General features: G+C 69.1%; 22 protein-coding genes. 11 read left to right on the forward strand and 11 right to left on the reverse strand.

The window, feature by feature from the left end; all coding sequences use genetic code 11:
* Positions 1-124: 124 nt before the first annotated feature.
* Positions 125-1,372, reverse strand: a complete 1,248-nt coding sequence (locus tag R4P08_RS14625; RefSeq protein WP_317814623.1) for an Ig-like domain-containing protein — start codon at positions 1,370-1,372, stop codon at positions 125-127.
* Between the two features lie 744 nt (positions 1,373-2,116).
* Here R4P08_RS14625 and R4P08_RS14630 point away from each other — a divergent pair.
* A complete protein-coding gene (locus tag R4P08_RS14630; protein ID WP_317814624.1) occupies positions 2,117-2,590 on the forward strand; it encodes a hypothetical protein in 474 nt (157 codons plus the stop codon).
* Positions 2,591-3,019: 429 nt separating this feature from the next.
* On the opposite strand, the gene R4P08_RS14635 is transcribed toward R4P08_RS14630, so the two are convergent.
* The 8 genes from R4P08_RS14635 to R4P08_RS14670 all read right to left on the reverse strand — a co-directional run bounded on the left by R4P08_RS14635 (position 3,020) and on the right by R4P08_RS14670 (position 10,602).
* Positions 3,020-3,622: a signal peptidase I gene (locus R4P08_RS14635; protein ID WP_317814625.1), complete on the reverse strand. Its 603-nt coding sequence runs from the start codon at positions 3,620-3,622 to the stop codon at positions 3,020-3,022.
* Positions 3,623-3,629: 7 nt separating this feature from the next.
* Positions 3,630-4,268, reverse strand: coding sequence for a TasA family protein (locus R4P08_RS14640; protein WP_317814626.1), 639 nt, complete (start codon positions 4,266-4,268; stop codon positions 3,630-3,632).
* Positions 4,255-4,947 (reverse strand): signal peptidase I, encoded by a 693-nt coding sequence (locus R4P08_RS14645; RefSeq protein WP_317814627.1) that lies wholly within the window; start codon positions 4,945-4,947, stop codon positions 4,255-4,257. Before R4P08_RS14645 ends, R4P08_RS14640 begins: the two co-directional genes overlap by 14 nt.
* Positions 4,944-5,504, reverse strand: a complete 561-nt coding sequence (locus tag R4P08_RS14650; RefSeq protein WP_317814628.1) for a hypothetical protein — start codon at positions 5,502-5,504, stop codon at positions 4,944-4,946. Before R4P08_RS14650 ends, R4P08_RS14645 begins: the two co-directional genes overlap by 4 nt.
* Before the next feature lie 10 nt (positions 5,505-5,514).
* Complete coding sequence (locus R4P08_RS14655; RefSeq protein WP_317814629.1) at positions 5,515-6,093, reverse strand: alternate-type signal peptide domain-containing protein; 579 nt, start codon at positions 6,091-6,093, stop codon at positions 5,515-5,517.
* Positions 6,094-6,238: 145 nt separating this feature from the next.
* Positions 6,239-7,666, reverse strand: coding sequence for an Ig-like domain-containing protein (locus R4P08_RS14660; protein ID WP_317814630.1), 1,428 nt, complete (start codon positions 7,664-7,666; stop codon positions 6,239-6,241).
* Positions 7,667-7,879: 213 nt separating this feature from the next.
* On the reverse strand, positions 7,880-9,475 hold the full coding sequence (locus tag R4P08_RS14665; RefSeq protein ID WP_317814631.1) for an acyl-CoA synthetase: 1,596 nt from the start codon (positions 9,473-9,475) through the stop codon (positions 7,880-7,882).
* 92 nt (positions 9,476-9,567) lie between these two features.
* Positions 9,568-10,602: an LLM class F420-dependent oxidoreductase gene (locus R4P08_RS14670; protein ID WP_317814632.1), complete on the reverse strand. Its 1,035-nt coding sequence runs from the start codon at positions 10,600-10,602 to the stop codon at positions 9,568-9,570.
* An 89-nt stretch (positions 10,603-10,691) separates the two neighbouring features.
* Between R4P08_RS14670 and R4P08_RS14675 the strand changes: the two genes are divergently transcribed.
* The 6 genes from R4P08_RS14675 (at position 10,692) to R4P08_RS14700 (ending at position 16,599) form a co-directional block, all read left to right on the forward strand.
* Complete coding sequence (locus R4P08_RS14675; RefSeq protein WP_317814633.1) at positions 10,692-11,744, forward strand: Zn-ribbon domain-containing OB-fold protein; 1,053 nt, start codon at positions 10,692-10,694, stop codon at positions 11,742-11,744.
* A gap of 9 nt (positions 11,745-11,753) precedes the next feature.
* Positions 11,754-12,815 (forward strand): thiolase domain-containing protein, encoded by a 1,062-nt coding sequence (locus tag R4P08_RS14680; protein WP_317814634.1) that lies wholly within the window; start codon positions 11,754-11,756, stop codon positions 12,813-12,815.
* Positions 12,812-13,996 carry a thiolase domain-containing protein gene (locus R4P08_RS14685; RefSeq protein ID WP_317814635.1) on the forward strand — a complete coding sequence of 395 codons (1,185 nt, stop codon included), beginning with the start codon at positions 12,812-12,814 and terminating at the stop codon, positions 13,994-13,996. The genes R4P08_RS14680 and R4P08_RS14685 overlap by 4 nt, the downstream gene beginning before the upstream one ends.
* Complete coding sequence (locus R4P08_RS14690) at positions 13,993-14,511, forward strand: nuclear transport factor 2 family protein (RefSeq protein WP_317814636.1); 519 nt, start codon at positions 13,993-13,995, stop codon at positions 14,509-14,511. The genes R4P08_RS14685 and R4P08_RS14690 overlap by 4 nt, the downstream gene beginning before the upstream one ends.
* A 2-nt stretch (positions 14,512-14,513) precedes the next feature.
* The gene (locus tag R4P08_RS14695; protein ID WP_317814637.1) at positions 14,514-15,419 is read left to right on the forward strand and encodes a TIGR03619 family F420-dependent LLM class oxidoreductase; all 906 of its coding nucleotides are present in this window, start codon (positions 14,514-14,516) and stop codon (positions 15,417-15,419) included.
* Between the two features lie 418 nt (positions 15,420-15,837).
* A complete protein-coding gene (locus tag R4P08_RS14700; RefSeq protein WP_317814638.1) occupies positions 15,838-16,599 on the forward strand; it encodes a hypothetical protein in 762 nt (253 codons plus the stop codon).
* Between the two features lie 349 nt (positions 16,600-16,948).
* Here the strand turns inward: R4P08_RS14700 and R4P08_RS14705 are convergent, their stop codons facing one another.
* A complete protein-coding gene (locus tag R4P08_RS14705; RefSeq protein WP_317814639.1) occupies positions 16,949-17,950 on the reverse strand; it encodes an alpha/beta hydrolase in 1,002 nt (333 codons plus the stop codon).
* A 182-nt stretch (positions 17,951-18,132) separates the two neighbouring features.
* Entirely contained in the window at positions 18,133-19,377 is a 1,245-nt protein-coding gene (locus R4P08_RS14710) for a cytochrome P450 (protein ID WP_317814640.1), read from the reverse strand.
* 170 nt (positions 19,378-19,547) lie between these two features.
* Between R4P08_RS14710 and R4P08_RS14715 the strand changes: the two genes are divergently transcribed.
* The 4 genes from R4P08_RS14715 to R4P08_RS14730 form a co-directional block, all read left to right on the forward strand.
* The gene (locus R4P08_RS14715; protein WP_317814641.1) at positions 19,548-20,714 is read left to right on the forward strand and encodes a steroid 3-ketoacyl-CoA thiolase; all 1,167 of its coding nucleotides are present in this window, start codon (positions 19,548-19,550) and stop codon (positions 20,712-20,714) included.
* A 1-nt stretch (position 20,715) separates the two neighbouring features.
* A complete protein-coding gene (locus R4P08_RS14720) occupies positions 20,716-21,300 on the forward strand; it encodes an N-acetyltransferase (protein ID WP_317814642.1) in 585 nt (194 codons plus the stop codon).
* Positions 21,301-21,380: 80 nt separating this feature from the next.
* Positions 21,381-21,800, forward strand: a complete 420-nt coding sequence (locus R4P08_RS14725; protein WP_317814690.1) for a nitroreductase family deazaflavin-dependent oxidoreductase — start codon at positions 21,381-21,383, stop codon at positions 21,798-21,800.
* 315 nt (positions 21,801-22,115) lie between these two features.
* The coding region (locus R4P08_RS14730) for a hypothetical protein (RefSeq protein WP_317814643.1) at positions 22,116-23,020 on the forward strand (905 nt) is incomplete at its 3' end.

The raw sequence follows: 23,020 nt of genomic DNA on the forward strand, positions 1-23,020 counted from the left end.
CGCGAGGGACGACGACGACGAGGGCCCGCCTCTCCTGGTGGGAAGGCGGGCCCAGCGTCTGCGTGTCGGCGGCCGGTGGCCCACCACTTAGCCGTGGTGGGCCACCGGGCCATCCAGTTATCGCTCAGCTGCCGGACAACCCCGTTAGCGACCCGAGACTCCCCATTCCCGGGTCGGTCGGTACGTTCGGCTCGGGCTCAGGCTCTTCGTCAACAGGCGACGGCGTGATGACCGCCTGCGTCGTTGCCTGGGATGCCAGGAAGTCACCGCTCGGGGTGAATTCCGCTCGGATCGTCCGAGACCCCTCGGCGCCGGGGGTCCACTGGTACGTGGCGACGCCGTTGACGACACTTGCCGTCCCGATCAGTACCTGACCGTCGTAGAAGTCGACTCGACCGGTCGCGTTGATCGGGGACACGGTGGCGTTGAGGGTGATCGCTTGGCCCACAGGCGTGGTGTCGATGGCGTCCAGGGTGGTGATGGTCGCCTCATCTCCGGGGTCGGCGGCAGTGACGGCGAACGACGTCGCGACACCCGTCGACGGGTTGACGCCCTCCCGACCGGAGTACGAAACGTCGATGGTGGTCAGCACCGACCCTGCAGGGATCCAATTGATCGCGGCGGTGCCGTCGGTCCCGACGGGAACCTCTCCGATGATTGCGCTGTTCGCGCGGAACTCCACGAAGCCTCCCGCGCCAGCTGGCGAGACGTTCGCCGTGATTCGGGTGGATTGTCCGACCGTGGGGGTACCGGGAACATCGACGGAGACGGATGAGTTCACGTTGACCTGGGCCACCGACACCTGTCGGTCTGCGTTCGAGCCGGCGTGGGTAGAGGTTTGGGCGAACGTGGCACGAATGGCCTTACTTCCCGGGGTGCTGGGCGTCCACGGAATCGAGGCCCTGCCGTTGGTGACCGCGGCCGATCCGATGTTCTGACCATCGGCCGTGAAGGCGATCTGCGAACCGTCCACGATATTGGTGGTATCGACATTCAGCGTGATGTTCTGGCCGACCTGCGGATTGGTCGGCTGGTGGAACAGGATCGACGTGCCTTTTCGCAGCACGTTGATGGTGGGCCCCATGTTCTTGTTACCTAGTTCGGCATTGCCAGCGGGAGCCCGCTTAATCCACGTACCTCCAGAGGCCTGAGTGCCCGCGCCACACAAGACGGTGTACTTCGCCGTCATCGTAAACGGTTCAGCAATTCGACCGCCCGCATCGGACCATCGGACACGCTCGGAAGTCGCAGATATGTCGCCACCCTTGTTCGCCTCTGCGGAACCGGGCACAAACTGCATACATGCCGGGGTGAAGTCACGGACTTCGTACAGCAGATAAGACCAATTGTCGCGATTCACCTTAGTGGTCACCGTGACCACATCGCCGTACGTCGGCGACCCCTCACTCACCGTCCGAGTAATCGTGAACTGTGAGGCCCCAGCCGACTCGGGCACTACGGTCGTCGCCGACACTGGTGTCGCCGACGCCACGCCGGAGCCGCCGACAGCCAGCGCCGCTCCCGCCATCACCGTTGCACTCGCCGCAGCGAGCGACCGGCGCATCAAACCACTTCTCATGAACCCTCCCAGGGTCACCATCGGCGCGCTCGGCGATCGGGAGCCGAGTGAAGTCCGACACGCTCAATGTGTTGTTTCCAACACTAAAGACTCGTTTACCTAAAGGAAAGCTATTTGAGGACAGGCGTCCAAGTTCAGCTGCCCGCCGCACTTCACGCGCCCCACGCTGCCCGCAAGCACCACCGGCCACACTGGCCCACGCCACGTCTCGGGTGCTCAGGTGTTCAGGTCCACCTTGAGAAAGGCCCCCGCCCATTCGGCGGGGGCCTTTCTCATCACCGGGCACTGACATCACCGCCCCCGGCGCGGATTCATCAGGTGAGCTCGCAGGTCTCCTGGTCCACGACGCGGGTCTCGACAGCGTCGGTCACCTCGAGCACGCCCGCCCGCACCTTCAGGGTCGAGCCCGCGCGCACCTTTGCTGTGCATACGGCACCCGCCGCGTCGGAGACGACCAGGGTGGTACCGCCGACAAGCTCCGCCTCTCCCCCGCCGGGTAGAGCCAGCTGGGTTGCGGTCGCGGGGACGGTGGTCGCTGTGGTGGTCGCCGTCGAACTCGCCGTGGACGACGACGGCGCGGAGGTCGTCGCCGGGGTAGAGGTCGCCGACAACGAGGTGATGGGTTTCACCGACGGCGGACTGGTGGGAGATACCGAGGCGCTAGTCCGGGGCGCCAGCGTGGAGGTGCTGGTCGCAGACGGCGCGGAAGTTGTCGACTTGGAGGTCGGAGCAGCAGCCCCGGAAGCCTCGGCGGCGACGTCATCGAGGGTCGCGTCGTTGTCGAAGGTAGCGTCGTTGTCGAGAGCGCCTTCCGTTCCATTCACCTCCGCGGTGATGGCGCGCGGATCATTCACCAATGGCTGTGCGGCCCTGAAGGTTGTAGCGCCGGGTGACCAGTCTTGCGAGTTTTCCCAAGCCGCGTTCGCGAGACTCCCCGGATTTGCGTTCGATTCGCATTCGGTACGTGAAGTCAGCCATCTCGCCACGAACGTCCCTGACATTGATCGATAACCGGAAGAAACCACCGAGCCATTGATTGTCCGGACGCGCGCGTAGAGACGTTGCTTATCACTGTCCGCGATCTCTGTCTTGCTCAGTGTCCCTGCTGGCAGGTCTTCGGTGCGCCACACTTGCCCGGACGCAGCTGCAACCAATTCCAGACGGTATCCCGTAGCGCCGGGCACCGCAGCCCAGGATATGTCTGCTCGCCTGCCGGTAAGCGAGTCATACCAAGGTGCGTTTGTCTCACAAGTAACTGACGCAGTCAGTGGCGTCGGAAAATAGTTCGCTGTCGCGATCGGGAGTTTGGCTGAGTGCTCGGGGACCACCGGCGCGGCCAGCGTGCCCGCCCCCTGGGCGGCGCTCAACGCCACCGCGATCGCCCCGGTGAGGGCGATCCCGCCGCGGAGGGACAGCGCCCGTCGGCGGATTCGATGGAACCTATACATGGTGAGTCCTCTCCGTCACGCCTTCATGGACGGCGTCGACGGGGTCTGTGGTGTCGTGGTTCTGGCTGTACCCCTCGTCGTCGGTCCCTCGGGCCCGCCCGAACGCGATCACGCACAGCGCGCCGGCGAGCATCCCTCCGAGGAAGATCGCCACCGGGTTGGACAGCCACGCGACCGGGTATCCCAGCCCGTCGACGTGGAAGAACACCCGGTCCGCCTCGCGGAGGAGGTACGGCGCGGGATCGTCCGCGTCGTTCGCGTCCCCCCGCAGGGTCACGGCCACGGTGCCGTCACCCGCCGGGGCGAGCCCGGTCACGCGGTGGGTGATGCGGACGTCGCCGGGGGTGACCACGCTGACGACGTCCCCGGCGGCCAGATCGGCGGCCGCCACCGGGACGGCCAGCGCCAGGGCACCGGTCGGGATCTCGGGGGACATCGAGCCGGAGCGGAAGACCAGCGGCATGACGCCGAAGAACATCGACACGGCGGCGGCGACGATGCACACCAGGCCGGCCAGGGCGCCGAGGTTGAGGGCCAGTTCCCGCCCGCGTCCCGTCCCACCGCGGGCTCCGTCCGAGCGGTCCCGGGAGCTCATGGCCGAATCACTGGATTTCCGCCTTCGCGGTGAAGGTGACGCCGACCTGCGCCATGCGCGATGCACGGGGAGCGGCCGCGGCCAGCGTGACCTTGACGCAGATGCTGTCCGTCCCGTTGTTCGGCGCGACGTTCCGATAGGCGGCCAGAAGGGACCTAGTGGCATCGTCCGCGGTCATGGGCTGCTGGGTGACGAGCTGGGTGGTGGAAGAGCAGGTTGTCCCGGTACTGGACCCGCCCTCGTACACGTCGAGCTTGAGGTTGTTGCCCAGCACCGCGGCATCGCCGCGCTCGAACCCGGCCGTGGTGTCGCCGGTGGTGAGCGCCTTGACCGTGACGTCCATGACGTACTTGAGGCCGATGCTCCCGGTGTTCTTCAGAGTGATCATCCCGGACCGGCTCTGCCCGCGCGTGACGTTGTCGACGGCGACGAAGGTGGACGTGGGAGAGGCGTTGTTGATCAACAGCCCGACCGAACCGGTGCTGAACAAACCCGTCTGGGCCGTGACGGTGTCCGACCACGCGGCCATCGTGCCCACGGCGCCGAGCCCCAGCACCATGCCCAGGGACAGCGCGGCACGCGCGCGGGTCCAGCCGGACCGTCCCCGGCGGGAGCCTGGACGGGAGCCGTTCTCATGACCTGGCATCGACCGCTTCTTTCTGCTGGTCTTGGGAGGACGGGGCCGCCTCGGCGGCGTCGGCGTCGGCGGCTCTCCGCCCGCGTCCCCGGTCCCGCAGCCCGCTGCCGACCATCCACGCCGCGTAGACCAGCAGCCCGCCGGCCACCACCGTGATGGCTATCGGGCGGGCCTCGCCGGTCAGCAACACGTTGACCCGCCCGAGCTGCGGCACCGAGTACCACAGCGTGCCGCGCACCTGCTCGGGCACCAGCGCCCAGTCGTCGGGTGTGTTGTTGGCGTCGCCCTGGGTGTAGATGCGCGTCTGTCCGGACATGTCCTGGTAGATGCCGGTGATCCGGTGGGTGACCACCGCCGGGTTGCCCGAGTACGGCTGGAACGTGATCACGTCGCCGGCGTTGAGCTCCTCCGCGGGGACCTGTCGGACCACCACGAGGGCGCCGGGAGCGATGCTCGGCTCCATCGACCCGGTGAGCACCGTGTAGGGCTGCGCCCCGCTGACCCGCGGCACCACGACCAGCGCGAGCAGGACGAACCCGAGCACGAGGAGCAGCAGCCACGACCCGATCGTGCGCACCCACCACCACAGCGAGGCCGACTCGTCGCGCTCTGGCGGAGTCTGCGCCGAGTCCTCTGCCGCGTCGGGCGTGAGCTCGGCGTCCGTCGCGACCATGGTCTGTGCCCTCACTGCTGATCCGCCCGGAACGTGAACACGTAATTGCCGCTCTTGCCCGGAGACACCGTCGGCGCGGTGGTGGTGAGACACAGGACGTCGGTCGCGCCCACACCGAGCGTCGTGGCCGAAGTGACGGCACTGGTGATCGAGTCGCTAGTCGGACCGGTGACCGCACCGGGATACATCTGCGTGCCCTGCGTGCCGAGCGTCCCTGTGGTGGGACAAGCACTCGCGGAGGCGACCCGGGCCACGCGGAGGTTGAGTGCCGGCGGGGTTGTGCCTGCGAGCACCGCCACCCCGGTGAGCTTGTAGCTCACCGGGATGGTGCTGTCGTTGAACACCGTCAGCGGGATCTGGACCTGATCCCCGGTGTTCAAGTTTGCCTTGGTCAGTCCCGAGACGTCCAGCGCCATCTTCCCGGCACCGGTGATCCGCAGATGACCGGTACGGACGGGGTCGACAGGCGAGGACCTGGAGCCACTCCAGGCGGCGTCGGTGACCTGCAGGGAGGTGAACCCGAGCAGTACCACCGACGCCCCTACGAGCGCCCACTTGACTGGGGACTTCACAAGACCGTCCTTACGGGTTCGTGACCGGAGGCGTGACGACCGTCGTCGTGGTGACCGGCGTCGGGTCTACGGCAGCCGGAGCGGTCTGCTTGAGGACTACCTGGAAGTCGCCGATGGTGACGTCGGCGTCCATAGTGGCCGTGGCCGCGGCCGGGAACGCCAGGGTGCCGCCAGCCGTGATCTCCCTGCCGTCGTCAACAGACTCGGTCAGGCCGGTAAGCGACGCTGAACTGGTGGGAGTCCAGGTCAGCTCGGAGGGAACCGCGGTGCCAGCCGGCGTGGTCACGTCGACCTTGGCCGTCAGGTTCGTGCCCTCGATCCCCAGGACGTAGGTCCCCGTGTACGCGATCGTGTCACCGGGGACGAGGGTGGCCGTAGTGGCCACCGCCTCTCCGGCTTTCGCGCCTCCGACCCACGTCCAGCCGGTGGTGGTGTCGTCCTTCTGGGTCACGGTGAGGTGGCCGGTGGTGACGGTTCCACCTGGAAGCGACGGGCTCGTCGCCGTCCACGCCGCGTACGTGCCCGCGCCACCGGCGAGGAGCACAGCAGCCGCACCCGCGGCGAGAGCACCCTTGGTCGTCTTCTTCATATGGATTCCTTCGAACTGGACCCCGCTTGCGCGGCGCCTCAAGGGGTCACGGCCGCGGCGCGGTCTCGTGCAGGTGGCCGCGACTGCGGCCTCTCGATCCCTCGGGTCACTGACCAGGGGATCGAAGTCTGTGGTGTGGTGGACCTCACGCGGGGCCCACCGTGATGATCGGGCCGCCCAGGTGGATCAGCCGATCCACGGAGCTGAGGCTTCCGGAACTGCCCAGGCTGCCCGTGCCCCCGAGGCCGGCGCCTCTGGCCGCGGCGCCGGTTCCGTCCGCGGCGGTGGGACCTGCCGGGGCGCCAGCGGCCGCACCCGACGGCGCGGGTCCAGCGGTCCCGACGCCGGCGCCCGGAGGCTGGGGTGCGATCCCCAGGGCCTCACCCGAGAGCTGTCCGGTACCCGAACTCCGGCCTGACGCCGAACCGTCGGCCCCGGAGGCGGGCTGGCCGCTCCCCTGATCGCCGGTGGTGTCCGGAGCCGTTCCCGGCGCTGTTCCCGCCGCCGTGGCCGCGGAATTCCCGCCCGACGTGACGTTGCCCGCCGACCCCGACCGGCCACCCGGACTGCTGCCCGCGCCGCTGCCGCCACCCGAGGGTGCGGTGCCCGGTCCGGGACTACCCAGACCGGTCACACCCGGGCCGGTGTCGAGGTTGCCGGGGCTGCTCAGGCTCCCGAGGCTGTCCGCCGCGAGGCTGCCCAGCGCACCCAGCCCGAGCAGAACCCCCAGCGAACCCCAGCCTGCGCTCGGGGCGCGCACCGTCACCGGGACGACCGCTGCGGGATCGGACGTGCCGGCCACGTTGGTGGCTCGAGCGGAGAGCTGGTGCGTTCCCCGGGTGAGCGTGCCGACATCGCAGGAGAAGGTCCCCGCCGGGCTGGCGGTGGTGGCGCAGCGGACCACACCGTCCACCGTGACCTCGACCGTGGAGTCCGGCTCCGCCGTGCCGGACACCGTCACCCGATCGCTGGTGGTGGGCGACTGCGGATGCGCCGTCAGCGCCGACGGTGGGCTGGGGATGGCGGGCTGTTCGGTCTCCTCCAGGGAGAACGCCCACCCGGGATTGATCGAATAGCTCTGCATGGTCTCGCCGGCGGGAATCCCGAGGAACAGGCGCACGGGGATCTGCTCGTTCCGGGGTGCCGCCGTCTGGCCGACCAGCACACCCCAGTCCGCCTCCGTGGCGGGGCCGGTCAGCGTCACGGGGGCGCCCTCGACCCCGCCCAGGTCCGTTCGCCACGTCCCTGACGCTCCCGCTGAGACGTCCCAGCGGCCGGCGTACACCTGGAGGGAGGCCGTCGCCTCGCAGATGTTCCGGGCCAGGAAGTCACCCTGGAGGTATTCGCCACCCGGCGCGGGGACAAAGGTGCCGTCCAGCGTGATCACGCTGACGTCGCCCCAGATCGTCCCCCCGTCCTGCGAGAACTGCAGACAGGTGTTGTTCAGGTTGGCCATGAGCCCGGGGTCCGGAAGACCTCGTGCGAAGCCCGCGGCAGCAGCGACCGTCACGCCCACCAGGGCGACGGAACCAGCCCTCCGGGCGGTCGCAGATATACGGGCGTCCAAACGCATTACCAGAGACTATAAGGATTTCTCTAGCAAGTCTAACTAATTGTAAGCGCCCTCTCACAATCGGTGCGCCACAGCATTTCTGCCCGGCGTTGCGCCCCCTACCGGGTCGCGTGGGCGGCATCCAGTAAGAGATTCCTTCACTGTCGCGAACCAAAAAGACACGGCCGGGTAACGGCTATTGACCGTTCCCGACCGTGCCCACATGGCCGGCCGCTACGCCCAGTACGGATCCTTGAGCTTGCGCTTGACCAGCTTGCCGTTGGCCTGCCGGGGCAGCTCGTCCACCACGTCGATCGACCGCGGCAGCTTGAACTTGGCCAGCCGCCCGGCCAGGTCGGTGAGGATCTCGGCCTTGAGCTCGTCGGACTCGGTGAAGCCCTCGGCGAGCTCGATCACGGCCTTGACCTCCTCGCCCCAGTCCTTGTGCGGGATGCCGAACACGGCCACATCCCGCACCGCGTCGTGGCGGGTCATCTCCGACTCGATCTCGGCCGGGTAGATGTTCACCCCGCCGGAGATGATCATGTCGTTCTTGCGGTCACACAGGAACAGGTAGCCGTCGTCGTCGACGTACCCGATGTCGCCCATGGTGAACAGCTCGCCGACGTAGGTCTTGGCGGTCTTCTCGCTGTCCTGGTGGTACTCGAACCTGGACCCGTGCATCTGCAGGTACACGTTGCCGGTCTGGCCGACGGACAGCTCCTGCCCGTCGTCGTCGAGGATCTTGAGCGTCGTGGTCTTCCACGGGCGACCCACGCTGCCGGGCTTTCGCAGCCACTCCTCGCCGGTGATCGTGCAGCCGCCGCCCTCGGTGCCGGCGTAGTACTCGGTGAGCACGGGGCCCCACCAGTCGAGCATCGCCTGCTTGACGTGCTGGGGGCAGGGCGCGGCGCCGTGGACGATCGTGCGCAGGCTCGACATGTCGTACTTCGCGCGCACGTCCTCCGGCAGCTCGAGCAATCGCGAGAACTGGGTGGGCACCATGTGCGACTGCGTCACGCCGTGGGCGTCGATGAGCCGCAGCATCTCCTCCGGCGTCCACTTGTCCATGAGCACCACGGCCTGCCCGAGGTTCAGGGAGATGGCCACGAAGTTGAGCACTGCGGTGTGGTAGAGCGGCGAGCCACAGATGTGGACGTTGTCCGGGCCCTGGATGCCGAAGCCGGCGAAGAAGAAGTAGTTGGGCACCGTCACCTGATCGGGCGAGGCGCCGGTCAGGGGGCGGCGTACGCCCTTCGGGCGTCCGGTGGTGCCGGAGGTGTAGAGCATCGGCGCCCCGAGGGTCCGTGACGACGGCAAGGTCTGCCCGTCCACGACCGGCACCGCCAACTCGCTGAGCGGCCGGAATCCGGGCACATCGCCGATCGCGTAGCAGCGGGCGGGGTCGAGCCCGGCCTCCGTCGCGGCGGCGGTGGCCACGTCGGCGAACCGCTCGTCGGCCACGAACACCGTGGACCCCGAGTTCTCCAGGATGTAGGCCACCTCCGGTCCCGTGAGGTGCCAGTTGGCCGGCGCCACGTAGATGCCGATCTCCAGGGCCGCGAAGTAGACCTCGAGGAAGCCGATGCCGTTGGGCGCCATCAGCACGATGCCGTCGCCGGCCCCCAGCCCGAGCTCCCGCAGGCCGCGGGCGTACCCGTGCGCCGAGTCGACCAGCTCGCCGAAGGTCTTCTGGCGACCCGAGGCCTCGATCACCGCGACGCGATCCGGCTCGGCCTCGGCGATCCGGTAGACGCTGGTGACGTGCTCCCCGGTCCGGGGGTCCAGGACTCCGGCGTCGGCGGGGACGGTGGGTGTGGGTGCGCTCATGGACCCAGGCTAGAACGTGTTCCTGTTCCAGGTCCAGGGTTTGGGCCGATGAGCCGGGTCAGTCGATGAGCCGGGTCAGTCAATGAGCCGGGTCAGTCAATGAGCCTCGCGAGGGTCTCGATCTCCTCGACCGACCGCGCGGTCACGACGAGCATGGTGATGCCCGCCGCCTCCCACTCGGCGATCTGCGCGCGAACCGACGCCTCGTCGCCGATGATCGCGGTGGCCTCGACCATCGCGTCCGGTACGGCCGCCGCGGCCTCGTCCTTGCGCCCGGAACGGAACAGCTCGGTGATGCGCGCGACGTCGTCGGCGAAGCCCATCCGTCGGAACGCCTCCGCGTGGAAGTTGGTGTCCTCCGCTCCCATCCCACCGGCGTAGAGGGCGGTCACCGGCTTGTAGGTGTCGAGCACCGAACGGCGGTCGTCGGTGATGTGGAGCTGGCAGAGGAAGGCCACCTCGAAGTCCTCACGGGTGCGGCGCGCGCCGGGGCGGGCGAAGCCCTCGTCGAGCCACGCGTTGAACTGGGCGGCGGACCTCGGCGAGGCCAGGAATCCCAGCCACCCGTCCGCGATCTCGGCTGCCAGCGCGACGTTCTTGGGGCCCTCGGCGCCCAGCCAGATGGGCACGTCCTCGCGCAGCGGGTGCACGATCGACTTGAGCGGCTTGCCCAGGCCGGAGGCGTCTGAGCCCCGGTACGGCAGCGCGTAGGCGGGCCCGTCGGAGGTCACCGGTGCCTCGCGGCGCAGGACCCTGCGGATGATGTCGATGTACTCGCGGGTCCGCGCCAGCGGCTTGGCGAACGGCTGTCCGTACCAGCCCTCCACCACCTGCGGGCCCGAGACGCCCAGGCCCAGACAGAAGCGCCCACCCGAGAGGTGGTCCAGGGTCATGGTGCTCATCGCGGTGGCGGTGGGCGTCCGGGCGGAGAGCTGCACGACCGCCGTGGACAGGCGGATGCGCTCGGTGAGCGAGCCGTACCAGGCCAGCGGGGTGAACGCGTCCGAACCCCAGGCCTCGGCGGTGAAGACGGTGTCGAAACCCGCCTTGTCCGCGGCCACCACGAGGTCGGCGTGGTTGGTGGGCGGCTGGGCACCCCAGTATCCGAGTTGCAAGGCGAATTTCATGAGCCCCAGTGTGACCCACGCCTCCCGCAGTCGGTGCCGAGCCCACGAAAAGTCACACACCCCTCGGTGGAACGTGTTCTAATTGCGGCGTGACATCCAGAGAAATCGTTGTCGATATCACCCCGCCGGACGAGGCCGTTCTCTCCGCCTCCCTGAGTCCGGCCTTCGACTACACGCGATCCACCGGTCCGATCCTGGGCGCGTTCTTCACCGGACTGCGCGACGGCCGCCTCGTGGGGGTCCGCGACTCCCGCGGCGCCGTGCACCTGCCGCCGGTGGAGTTCGACCCCCACACCCGCGAGGCCCTGACGGACCTCGTCGAGGTGGGCTCCGGGACCGGGATCGAAGGCGTCGTCGTCGTCTGGACCTGGGTTCGGCAACCCACCAGCGTCCACAAGCACGACTCGCCGTTCGCCTGGGCCCTGGTCCGGTTCGACGGCGCCGACACCGCCGTCCTCCTGCCCCTGGCCGCCGACGGCCCGGGGTCTCTGAGCGCCGACGCCGTGAGCTCCGGGATGCGCGTCCGCCTGCGCTGGGCGGCCGAGCGGACCGGGACCATCCACGACATCGCGTGCGTGGTCCCCGCCGACACCGCCGGTGACGACCGGGGCGGAAACAACCAGGGCGACGACGACGAGGCCCCGCGGCCTTCCGGCGGCGAGCCCGTCACCTCGGTCATCACCCCGATCGGCCTCTCGGTGACCCACACCGCCGGACCCGCCGAGAGCGAGTTCCTCCGCGCGATCGTGCAGGGCCGGATGCTCGGCCGCCGACGCTCCAACGGACCCGAGGTGTACGTCCCGCCGCGCGACTACTGCCCCTCCGACGGGGTGGCCATGGGCGAGTACGTGGAGGTCGCCGACGTCGGCACCGTCACCACGTTCGGCATCGTCAACGTGCCGTTCGCCGGCCAGGAGATCAAGCCGCCGTACGTGACCGCATACATCCTGCTCGACGGCGCCGACGTGCCCATCCAGCACCTGGTGCTGGGCTGCGAGGCCTCCGAGGTGCGCATGGGCATGCGGGTCCGTGCGGTGTGGACCCCCGAGGCGGATCGCCCGGCCTCGATGAAGGCCATCACACACTTCGAGCCGAGCGGGGATCCCGACGCCGACCCCGACACCTACGCCGAGAACCTGTAGAGGACACCCGTGACCCCCACCGCACCCCGGGACGTGGCCGTCGTCGGTTTCGCCCACGCCCGACACACCGAGTCCACCTTCGGCACCACCAACGGCGTCGAGATGCTCGCCCCCGTCTTTGCCGAGTGCTATCGGCAGACCGGACTGGACCGTACCGACATCGAGTTCTGGTGCTCCGGCTCCTCCGATTACCTCGCCGGCCGCGCCTTCTCCTTCATCTCCGCCGTCGACACCATCGGCGCCGTGCCCCCCATCTCCGAATCGCACGTGGAGATGGACGCCGCCTGGGCGTTCTTCGAGGCCTACCTCAAGATCGCCTCCGGCCAGGCCGACACCGCCCTTGTCTACGGGTTCGGCAAGGCCTCCGCGAGCACCGACCTCGACTCGGCCCTGGCCCTCCAACTGGACCCCTACACCGTGGCCCCGTTGTGGCCCGGTCGGCACCACATGGCCGCGCTGCAGGCCCGCGCCGGTATCGACGCCGGCTGCTGGTCGGAGGCCGAGATGGCTTCCGTGGCCGCCCGCGCCACCGGGCGCGACGAGCGCGACCTGCTGGTCGAGCCGTACACCGCCGACCCGCTGCGCCGTCACGACTGCCCGCCGGTCACCGACGGCGCCGGCGCGATCATCCTCGCCTCCGGGAAGAGGGCCCGCGAGCTGGTCGACACCCCGGCGTACGTCACCGGAATCGAGCACATCGCCGACTCGGCCGAGTTCGGTGCCCGCGACCTCACCGATTCCCCCTCCGCCCGCGCCGCCGCCGTCCGTGCGACGCGGTCCTCGGGCCCGCGCCCCGACCTGGGCGGGGTCACGGTGGCGGAGCTGCACACCCAGTACACGCACCAGGAACTGCTCCTCCGCCGCGCACTGGGGATCGACGACAGCGTGGCCGTCACCCCGTCCGGCGGCTCGCTGGTCGCCGACCCGCTCTTCTCCGCGGGCCTCGAACGAATCGGCTACGCCGCGCACAGCATCTGGGAGGGCCGCGCCGAGCGCGCGCTCGCCCACGCCACCAGCGGACACCTGCTGCAGCAGAACCTGATCTGCCTCCTGGAAGGACGCCCCGCATGAGCGCCCACAGCTCTGGACTGCCCGCCGCCGTTCTCGGCACCGGCCAGACCCACCACGTCTCCCGGCGCACCGACGTCTCCATGGCCGGGCTCTGCCGCGAGGCGATCGACGCCGCGATGATCGACGCGGGCGTCGGCTGGGACGACATCGACGCGGTGATCGTGGGCAAGGCCCCCGACCTCTTCGAGGGCGTGATGATGCCGGAGCTGATGATGGCCGACGCCCTCGGTGCGGTCGGCAAGCCGCTCCTGCGCGTCCACACCGCCGGCTCCGTCGGCGGCTCCACCGCCGTCGTGGCCGCCTCTCACGTCCAGTCCGGCCGCTACCGTCGCGTGCTGGCGGTGGCCTGGGAGAAGCAGTCCGAGTCCAACGCCATGTGGGCGCTCAGCCTGCCCGTGCCGTTCACCGCGCCCGTCGGCGCCGGCGCCGGCGGCTACTTCGCCCCGCACGTGCGCTCCTACATCCGCGCCACCGGCGCCCCGGAGCACGTGGGCGCGATGGTCGCGGTCAAGGACCGGCTCAACGGCTCGATCAACCCGCACGCCCACCTCAAGCAGCCGGACATCACCGTGGACAAGGTGCTGCAGGGCCAGATGCTGTGGGACCCCATCCGCTTCGACGAGACCTGCCCGTCCTCCGACGGCGCCTGCGCGATCGTCATCGGTGACGCCGAGGCCGCCGAGGCCGTCGAGTCCGCCGGACGCCACGTGGCCTGGATCCACGCCACCGCGCTGCGCACCGAGCCCGGGACCTTCGCGTACCGCAACTACCGCAGCCCGCAGGCCGGCCGCGACGCCGCCGCCGCGCTGTGGGCCGAGGCCGGGATCACCAACCCGGCCGAGGAGATCGACGCGGCCGAGATCTACGTGCCGTTCTCCTGGTTCGAGCCCATGTGGCTGGAGAACCTGGGCTTCTGCGCCGAGGGCGAGGGCTGGCGGATGGTCGAATCCGGCGCCACCGCCCGCGACGGCTCACTGCCCGTCAACCCGTCCGGCGGAGTCCTGTGCTCCAACCCGATCGGCGCCTCCGGCATGCTGCGCTTCGCCGAGGCCGCCCGCCAGGTGATGGGCCGCGCCGACGAACACCAGATCCCGAACGCGCGCAAGGCCCTCGGCCACGCCTACGGCGGCGGGTCCCAGTACTTCTCCATGTGGGTCGTGGGAACGGAGCGCAAGTCATGAGCAATCCATACCTGGACGAGACCGGCCAGTATCGCCCCCTGGAGCTGAGCGACGCGGCCCTGGCCAGTCCCGCCTTCGCCGCCGCTCGCCGCTCGTGGGCCGCCACCAACGCCGGCGACCGCGACGCCTGGATCGCCGGATGGAATCCCGAGGGCACCATCGAGGATCCCGTGGGTCCGTCGATGTTCGATGCCGAGGGCATCGGCCACACCGGCACGGAGAGGCTCCTGGAATTCTGGGAGAAGGCCGTGGCCACCCCGGATCACATCGAGTTCCGCTTCGACCGCGGGATCGCCGTGGGCGACGAACTGCTCTGCATCGGCACCATGCGCACCCACATGGGCTCCAGCATCATGGAGATCGACATCGCCGTGGACTACCGCGTCGACGCCGACGGTCGCCTGATCAGCCTCCGCGCCTTCTGGGAGCAGGACGTGGCCATGGCCTCGGGACTGCGTCCGCTCACCGACGACGACAGGGCCGCCATCGCCGGCGCCGCCGGAAAGGGCCGGTGACCATGAGCCGCGTCGTGGACGTCGAGTTCTCCGTCCCCATCTCCTTCTCCCCCGCCGACCAGATCATCGACATCGCCCGGGGAGCCGAGGCCGCCGGCTTCGACCGGATCGTGCTGCCCGACTCGCTGTTCCACCCGCGGCGGCAGGACAAGGACTACCCGTACACCCCCGACGGCTCCCGCATGTGGAACGAGGACACGCAGTGGGTCGAGCCGCTCATCGCCTCCGCCGCCATGGGCGGGGCCACCTCGACCATCCGCTTCTGCCCACAGGTGCTCAAGGTCGGGCCGCGTAACCCGCTCCTGCTCACCCGTCAGGTCGCCTCGGTGGCCACGCTGACCGGCAACCGGCTGGACCTGGGCGTGGGCATCGGCTGGGACCCCAACGAGTTCGAGTGGTGCGGCGCCCCGTTCAAGGGCCGCGGCAAGCGCACCGACGAGTCCCTGGCCATCATGCGCCAGGCCCTGCGCGGCGAGTGGATGGAGTTCCACGGCGAGCACTTCGACTTCGACGAGCTGATCTTCACTCCCGCCCCGACCGAGCAGGTGCCGTTCTATGTGGGCGGACACACCGAGATCGCGCTCAAACGGGCCGCGCGCGTGGGCCAGGGCTGGACCAGCGCGATGATGAACTACGACGAGATCGTCACCACCGTGGGGCGCCTGGGCGAGCTGCTCGAAGCCGACGGCCGCTCGCTCGCCGACCGCGGCGACGGCAAACCCTTCGCCATCCAGGTGGTGTGCTTGGACCGCTTCGGCACGCGCGGCTTCACCGAGCTGGCCGAGGCCGGGGTCACCGACATCATCGTCATGCCCTGGATGATCGAGGGCCACGGGTTCGACTGCACCACCGAGCAGAAGGTCGACGCCATCTCCCGCTTCGGCGAGAAGTACGGCCTGGGCTCATAGCTCCCCTCCCGCGCCTGCTCCCGCCCTCGCGGTTGGCGGACATGCCCCCGCGGTTGGCGGACATGCCCCCGCGGTTGGCGGACTTCTCGTGCGATTCCGGGCCGATATTCGCGCCTCCTGCCCGCCAGCTGAGGAAGCATGTCCGCCAACTCGGGGAGCGGGTCCGCCCGGTCTGCCGGACCGCCACTTGAGCCAGGCGGACTGACCTCGTCGTGATCCTGTGAATAGTCGTCATCCCTGTCCACAGGGACGTCTTCACCGGCCGGTCGACGCTTGATGACCGGTCAGGATTGCCGTCATGAGACGCGACCGGCGATTCCAAGACACCCGGCCTCCCACCCCGCTCCCCGCCTCGTTGGCGGATGCGGTTGCAGGCGGGCAGCCATTCGCGGCAAGCCAGGCTCTCGAGACCGGACTCGTGACGAGATATGCGCTCCGATCGACGTTCAGAATGATCGTCCCTGGTGTGTACGCCGCGAAGGGGGCACAGCTGAGCAGGTGGGATTTCATCCGCGCGGTCGACATCTGGGCACCTGCAGACGCGGTGATCGGAGGGTGGTCCGCCGCGTATCTCCACGGGGAACACTGGTACTCGACAGAGCAGGGCCGCGGCGTCGCCGATGTCTTCACTTCAGTCGAACCCCGCGTGCCGACCGGGGTTCGGGAGCGCAGGTTGCGGCAACCCATCCCGGCCGCGGACGTGTGCGAGATCGGCGGGATACGAATCACCGCGCCGGCCCGAACCGCGGTCGACGTGGCAAGGTGGTCCACTGGCGCTGATCGGAAGATCTGCATCGTGGACTCCGTATGCTTCGCCACCAACACCAGCGTTCGCGCGGTTGCCGACGCAGCAACGCGGATGCCCGGCCAACACGGGGTCTCGCGGGTGGTTCGACTGCTCGACGCCTGCGACGCGGACGCGCACTCTCCGCAGGAGAGCCTCCTCCGGCTCAGAATCGAGCGCTCTTCACTGCCTCAGCCCGTCTCACAGTTCGAGATACTCGAACCGTCGGGACATCTCCTCACAGTTGCCGACCTGGCGTACGCCCGCGAGAAGGTCGCGATCTTCTACGACGGCAGGCATCACGGAGATCCGGAACAGTGGCGCCGTGACCTCCGGATCACCGCTCGGCTGGCCGACCTCGGCTGGCCGACCTCGGCTGGCAGGTCGTCCGTGTGACAAAGGGAATGCGCCCGGAAGAGGTCATCGGCCACATCGCGAGCGCCCTGACCCGCGCCCGACGAGATCTCCGCACCTGACTTCATCCTGACCGAGCCCTCGCGTGGCAGCTGGCGGGCCCCCCTCCCCGCTTGCCGGCCATGTCCTCGCAGCTAGCGGACACCCCCTCGCAGCTGGCGGACCCGATATGCGAGAACCGAGCCTGAAACGCGAGAAATGTCCGCCAAACCGGGGCGCCTGTCCGCCAACCAGGCTAGGGCAGTCGACGGGCGTGCTGGAGACGCGGCCGGGCGCGAGCGCCAGCGAACGCCAGCGAACGCCAGCGGCGGTCGGGCCCCGACGAGGTGAGCTACCGCGGGAGTTGAGCCGCGATGTCGGCAAGGCACGCGAGGATCTCGCGATGCGTGTCCTCTGTGGCCTCGAGGTGCATCAAGTGCCCCGCGGGCGACGAGATCGCGCGCACCATCCGCACGTCGTCGTGGTATCGCCCCAGCTTGGAGAGCGGATCGCGGCCGTGGAAGCCCTCGAGGTCGGGATCGTGCTCGGAGTAGAGGAAGTAGTAGGGCACGGGGTTGGTCTGGAGCTCGAACCCCTTGCGGGCCCGCCACGACACGTCCATCGCGCGGTACCACTGCAGCGGGCCGGCGAACCCGGTGCGCGCGTACTCGGTCTCGTAGACGTCCATCTCCTCCACCGAGAGCCACTCCCACGGCAGCGGCGGCGCCTCGGGCAGCGCCTCGAGGTAGGTCGAACCCGGGGGGTGCTGCCACACGTCGAGGTAGTGGTAGTCCGCCGAGAGCGCCCAGAACACGCGGGTGAGGAATTCGCGCTCGCGGCCGGCCAGATCCGCTTCCGCCACGCCGGGTGTCGCGAAGTAGTTCAGGTGCAGGAAGTGCTTCTCCGCCATCATCGCCGAACCCTCCAGCGGCGAGACCGACCCGGCGGTTCCCATGAACGGGTTCTCCATCCCGATCACCGCGCGCACCCGGCCCGGCTCGAGGTGGCAGGTGTCGTAGGCGACGCCGGCTCCGAAGTCGAAGCCCACCAGCACCACCTTGTCGGCGCCGGCGTCGTCGCACACGGCCAGCACGTCGTCGACGACCTCCCGCGGAGCGTAGGACTCGACGTCCGTAGGGGCGTCAGACCGGCCCATCCCCCGCAGGTCGGGCGCGATGACCCGCCATCCCGCGGCGGCGAGCGCGGGGATCATGCGGTGCCAGGTGAACCAGAAGTGCGGGAAGCCGTGGAGGAGGACGACGGTGCCACGACTCTCCCCCGCGGCCTCTCCGGGCTCTGCGCAGACGTAGTGGAGGTGGACGCCGTCGCGGTCGACGGAGCGGTGCTCGAGCATGCCTTCCACCTTGCCTGCTCCCTCGGTCCGCCGAAGGTGTTCGGGTGAATCGACGGGGCCGGATACGGGCGACGACGACGAGGTCGCGCAGGAAAAAGCCGACAGCCCCGACCCTGCCCTCGCGAGAAGGCGGTGTCGGGGCCGTAGGGCGGACAGCCAGCGGACTGAGCGACGAGCTCAGGTCAGCGCATGACCGGGCACTTGTAGTCGACGTTCCACTCGGTGATGCCGTTGAGCCACCCGGAGCGGATGCGCGAGGCGTCGCCCAGCGACTCCAGGTTCGGGAGGTGGTCGGCGATCGCGTTGAAGATCAGCTCGATCTGCAGCCGGGCCAGGTTGGCGCCGATGCAGTAGTGCGGGCCGTTGCCGCCGAAGCTCAGGTGCGGGTTGGGGTCGCGGAGGATGTTGAAACTGAAGGGGTCGGAGAAGACGTCCTCGTCGAAGTTGGCCGAGCCGTACATGATGGCGGCGCGCTGGCCCTTCTTCATGGTCACGCCCCCGATCTCGACGTCCTCGGTGGCGGTGCGCTGGAACGAGGAGATCGGCGAGGCCCACCGGAGGATCTCGTCGTAGGCGGTCTCGGGCCGATCCTTCTTGAAGAGCTCCCACTGCTCGGGGTTGTCGAGGAAGGCGATCATCCCGTGGGTGGTGGCGTTGCGGGTGGTCTCGTTGCCCGCGACGGCCAGCAGGACCACAAACCAGCCGAACTCGTCGGAGGTGAGCTTCTCGCCGTCGATGTCGGCCTGGATCAGCTTGGTCACCAGGTCGTCGCGGGGGTCGGTCTCCCGCTTGACGGCCAGTTTCTGGGCGTAGTCCAGGACCATCGCGTTGGCAATCTGCGACTCCTCGACCTTGCCGGGGACGTCGTAGCTGGTCATCTGGTTGGACCACTCGAAGATCTGGTGGCGGTCCTCCATCGGGATCCCGATGAGCTCGGCGATCGCCTGCAGCGGCAGCTCGGAGGCGACCTCGGTGATGAAGTCGCCGCTTCCCTTGGCCGCGGCCGTCTGCACGATGTTCCGCGCCTTCTCCGCCAGGTTCTCGCGCAGCTTCTCGATGTTGCGCGGGGTGAAGCCCTTGGAGATGGTGCGCCGGTACTTCTTGTGCTCGTCGCCGTCCTGGTTGATGAACAGCAGGCGGGTCAGCTCGACGATCTCGCGCTCGGTGCCCGGCGCGAACCGCGGGATCGCCGTGTTCTCAAAAGTGGAGAACACCTCGTTGGTACGGCGCGAGATCTCCTTGACGTCCTCGTGCTTGGTGACGACCCAGTAGCCGTCGTCGTCGAACCCGTCGGCCCCGGGCTCGTTGGCGCACCACCAGATCGGCTCGGACCGGCGGAGTTCGGCCCATTCGGGATGCGGGAGCCGCTTCTCGTAGAGTTCCGGGTCCGTGAAATCAAAACCGGCGGGGATGGTCACTGTCTGCACTGGTACTCCTTGACGGCGTCGGTGGCGACTCGTGCTCGGCGACCGACGACCCCGGGATACTGCGAACCCGACGACTGAGCGGTAATCTAGAACACGTTCCACTCACCATACTAGAACACGTTCACCCCGGGGTACCTGAAATGTCAGGCCCGGCTTCTGGAAGGACCACCATGGGCAATCCCGTCATCGTCGAGGCCGTACGGACGCCGATCGGCAAGGCTCGGGGCGCCCTGTCGGGCCTCCATCCCGCACACCTGTTGGGCGCCTCCCAGAAGGAGGTCATCCGCCGCGCCGGGATCGACGCCTCGCTCGTCGAGCAGGTGGTGGGCGGTTGCGTCACGCAGGCCGGGGCCCAGGGCAACAACGTCACCCGCGGCGCGTGGCTGGCCTCCGGCCTGCCCTGGCAGACGGCGTGCACGACCATCGACTGCCAGTGCTCGTCCGCCCAGCAGGCCACTCACTTCATCGCCAACCTCATCCACGCGGGCGCCATGGACGTCGGGATCTCGTGCGGAGTGGAGTCGATGAGCTGGATCGCCCTGCGCGCGGCGGTCGGCGACGGGTCCAACGGCATGCCCCGCCCCGACGACTGGACCGTGGACCTGCCCGACCAGTTCACGGCGGCCGACCGCATCGCGAACCGCCGCGGCATCACCCGCGAGCAGCTCGAGGAGCTGGGCGTCCGCTCGCAGGCCAACGCCCAGCGGGCGTGGGACGAGGGGCGGTTCGATCGCGAGACCTTTGCCGTCGAGGCCCCCGAGCGCCTCAAGGACGGCACCTACACCGGCGAGACCCTCACGGTCACCCGCGACCAGGGCCTGCGCGCGACCACCGCCGAGGCGCTCGCCGGACTCAAGCCGGTCCTCGAGGGCGGCCTCCACACCGCCGGAACCTCCAGCCAGATGTCCGACGGCTCGTCCGCCGTCCTGCTCATGGACGAGGACGTGGCCAGGGCACACGGGCTCACGCCGCGCGCGCGGATCGTCCACCAGGCGCTGGTCGGCGGCGAGCCCGAGTACCACCTCGACGGCCCCGTACAGGCCACCCAGCGCGTGCTCGACCGCTCCGGGATGTCCATCGCCGACTTCGACCTCTTCGAGTGCAACGAGGCCTTCGCCTCCGTCCTGCTCAGCTGGGCGCAGGTCCACGGGCCGGATATGGACAAGGTCAACGTCAACGGCGGCGCCATCGCGATCGGTCATCCCGTCGGCAGCACCGGCGCTAGGCTCATCACCACTGCCCTGCACGAGCTCGAGCGCACGGACGGCGAGCGCGCCCTCATCACGATGTGCGCGGGCGGCGCCCAGGCCTCGGCGAGCATCATCGAGAGGATCTGACATGAGCAGCAACGTCATCGAGGCGGCGTCCGGCAAGCGGCGCGAGGTCTTGGCCGCCATCTCGTCCGCCAAGGACGCCGACGATGCGGTGGAGACGATCGCGGGCCTGCTGGCAGTGTCCGCCGACCAGGCCCGCGAGGTCCTCAGGGCTCCGCTGGAGACGTTCATCGGCCACGACGCCGCCCACCCCGGAACCGACTCACGAGGCTTCGCGCTGCTGCCGTTCCGGGACTCCGAGGACCACCGGGCCCTCTTCCACGCGCGGTCGTCCGACACCTCGTCGGCCACGGCCGGCGAGTGGGATGAGGAACGTACGGAGCAGGAACGCAGCGAGGGTCTCAAGCGGGTGGAGGCCGAGTCGGCGATGTGGTTCGTCGCCGTCGACACCGCCCGGGACGCCCTGGTCGGACTGGTCTTCGGCGAGCAGACCGGCGACGGCGACGTGGACGTGGCCATCTGGATCCGCCCCGAGGAGCGCAAGAAGGGCTTCGGCATGGAGTCGCTCAAGGAGTGCCGGCGTGAGCTCGCAGCGTTCTTCCCGGGGAAGCACGTGATCGTCCGCGCTCCACTGACCGGCGACAAGTGACCGGTCCCGAACCCCGTCCGGAGACGGGCGTCGACGACCCGCGGCTGTCCAAGCCCTGGGTCGTCGGCGTGATCAAGGTGATGTCCAAGGTCAACACCTGGACCTACCGCGTGTCCGGCGGACGGGTCGGTGGGTCCTGGCGGGTGGGTTCGGCGCTGCGCGCGCCGGTTCCGGTCTGCTTGGTGACGACGACGGGGCGGAAGACCGGCGAGCCGCGGACCGTGCCGTTGCTCCATCTTCCGGACGGTGACCGCGTGCTGCTGGTGGCCTCGCAGGGTGGGCTCCCGTCCCACCCGCAGTGGTACAGAAATGTTCTGGCCGACCCGAACGTCACGGTCCAGGTCGGGCGCAGGTCCCGCACGATGACGGCGAGGGAGGCGAGCCCCCAGGAGCGGGCTGAACTGTGGCCCGAGCTCGTCCAGCGCTACTCGGACTTCGCGTCGTATCAATCCAACACGAGCCGGGTCATCCCGGTGGTGATCTGCGAACCACGCGACTGACTCACCGCACGCACACCCGCATCGGCCGGGGCCTCTACGAGAGAGGCCCCGGCCCTTGCCGTTTCCTTAGCTATCGTTTCTTTTACAAACCTGACCGAGTAGTGCGGATGGCGCCGCCACTGACGAGGTGGACGCGGCCTCCACGTGCGATTCTAAGATTTGGTTCATCATCCGCCCCATCGGTAACAACCTGAGAGGAACCCGTTGACAGAGCGCCAGCCTTAGAGGAATCTTATGTGTGTCAGCACACGGCGCCATGGGAAGACACGGTCTACCGGTGGCCTGAGGGGATCGCTCCCACCGAAAGGACCTCCCATGAACAAGTCCACCAGAACCGCTGCCGTCGCGGCGACAGTCCTGTTAGCCACCGCCGGCGCGCAGGGGACAGCCAGCGCTCAGAGTGTCGAGGCGATCCCCGCCGCCAGCCTCGAGGCGGTGCTCGGACCCATCCTGTCGCCGATCTCCGGCTCGATCGGCGAGGGGCCCGCCGCGATCATCGGCTCCGCCGGCGAGATGGGCGAAGGATCGTCCGGTGTCATCCCGAGTTCGGCTGATCTCAACCCGCTCGAGGGTTCGTCGACCGTACCCGGCTCCTCCACGCTGCCCGGCTCCTCGGCGCTGCTCGAAGGCTCATCGACGGTGCCCGGTTCGTCCGCGCTCCTCGAGGGTTCATCCACGGTGCCGGGTTCCGCCGGTGCCTCCTCCGAACTCCCCGCACTCAGCCTCGAACCGCTCGGCGGCTCCGCAGACCTTCCCGACACCCTCCAGGGCTCGCTCGGCACGATGCCCCTGTCCTCCGACCTGCTCACCGGCTCCGGCAACGTGGGTTCGGACGAGATGGCGCCGCTGTCGACCAACCTCCTCGGCGGCTCCGCCGGCTTCGAGTCCTCCGAACTCGCCCCGCTGTCCACCAACCTCCTCGGCGGCTCCGCGGCCCTGCCCGCCCTCAGCGTCGAGCCGCTCGGCGGCTCGGCCGAACTGGGCCCCCTGTCCACCCAGCTGCTCGTGGGCTCCGGTGACGTCGGCTCCACCGAGATGGCACCGCTGTCCACCCAGCTCCTGACCGGGTCCGGGGACGTCGGCTCCACCGAGATGGCACCGCTGTCCACCAACCTCCTCGGCGGCTCCGCGGCCCTGCCCGCACTCAGCGTCGAGCCGCTCGGCGGCTCGGCCGAACTGGGCCCCCTGTCCACCCAGCTGCTCGTGGGCTCCGGTGACGT

The sequence above is a fragment of the Rhodococcus sp. IEGM 1408 genome (assembly GCF_033142235.1).
In the GTDB taxonomy this organism is placed as follows: domain Bacteria; phylum Actinomycetota; class Actinomycetes; order Mycobacteriales; family Mycobacteriaceae; genus Dietzia.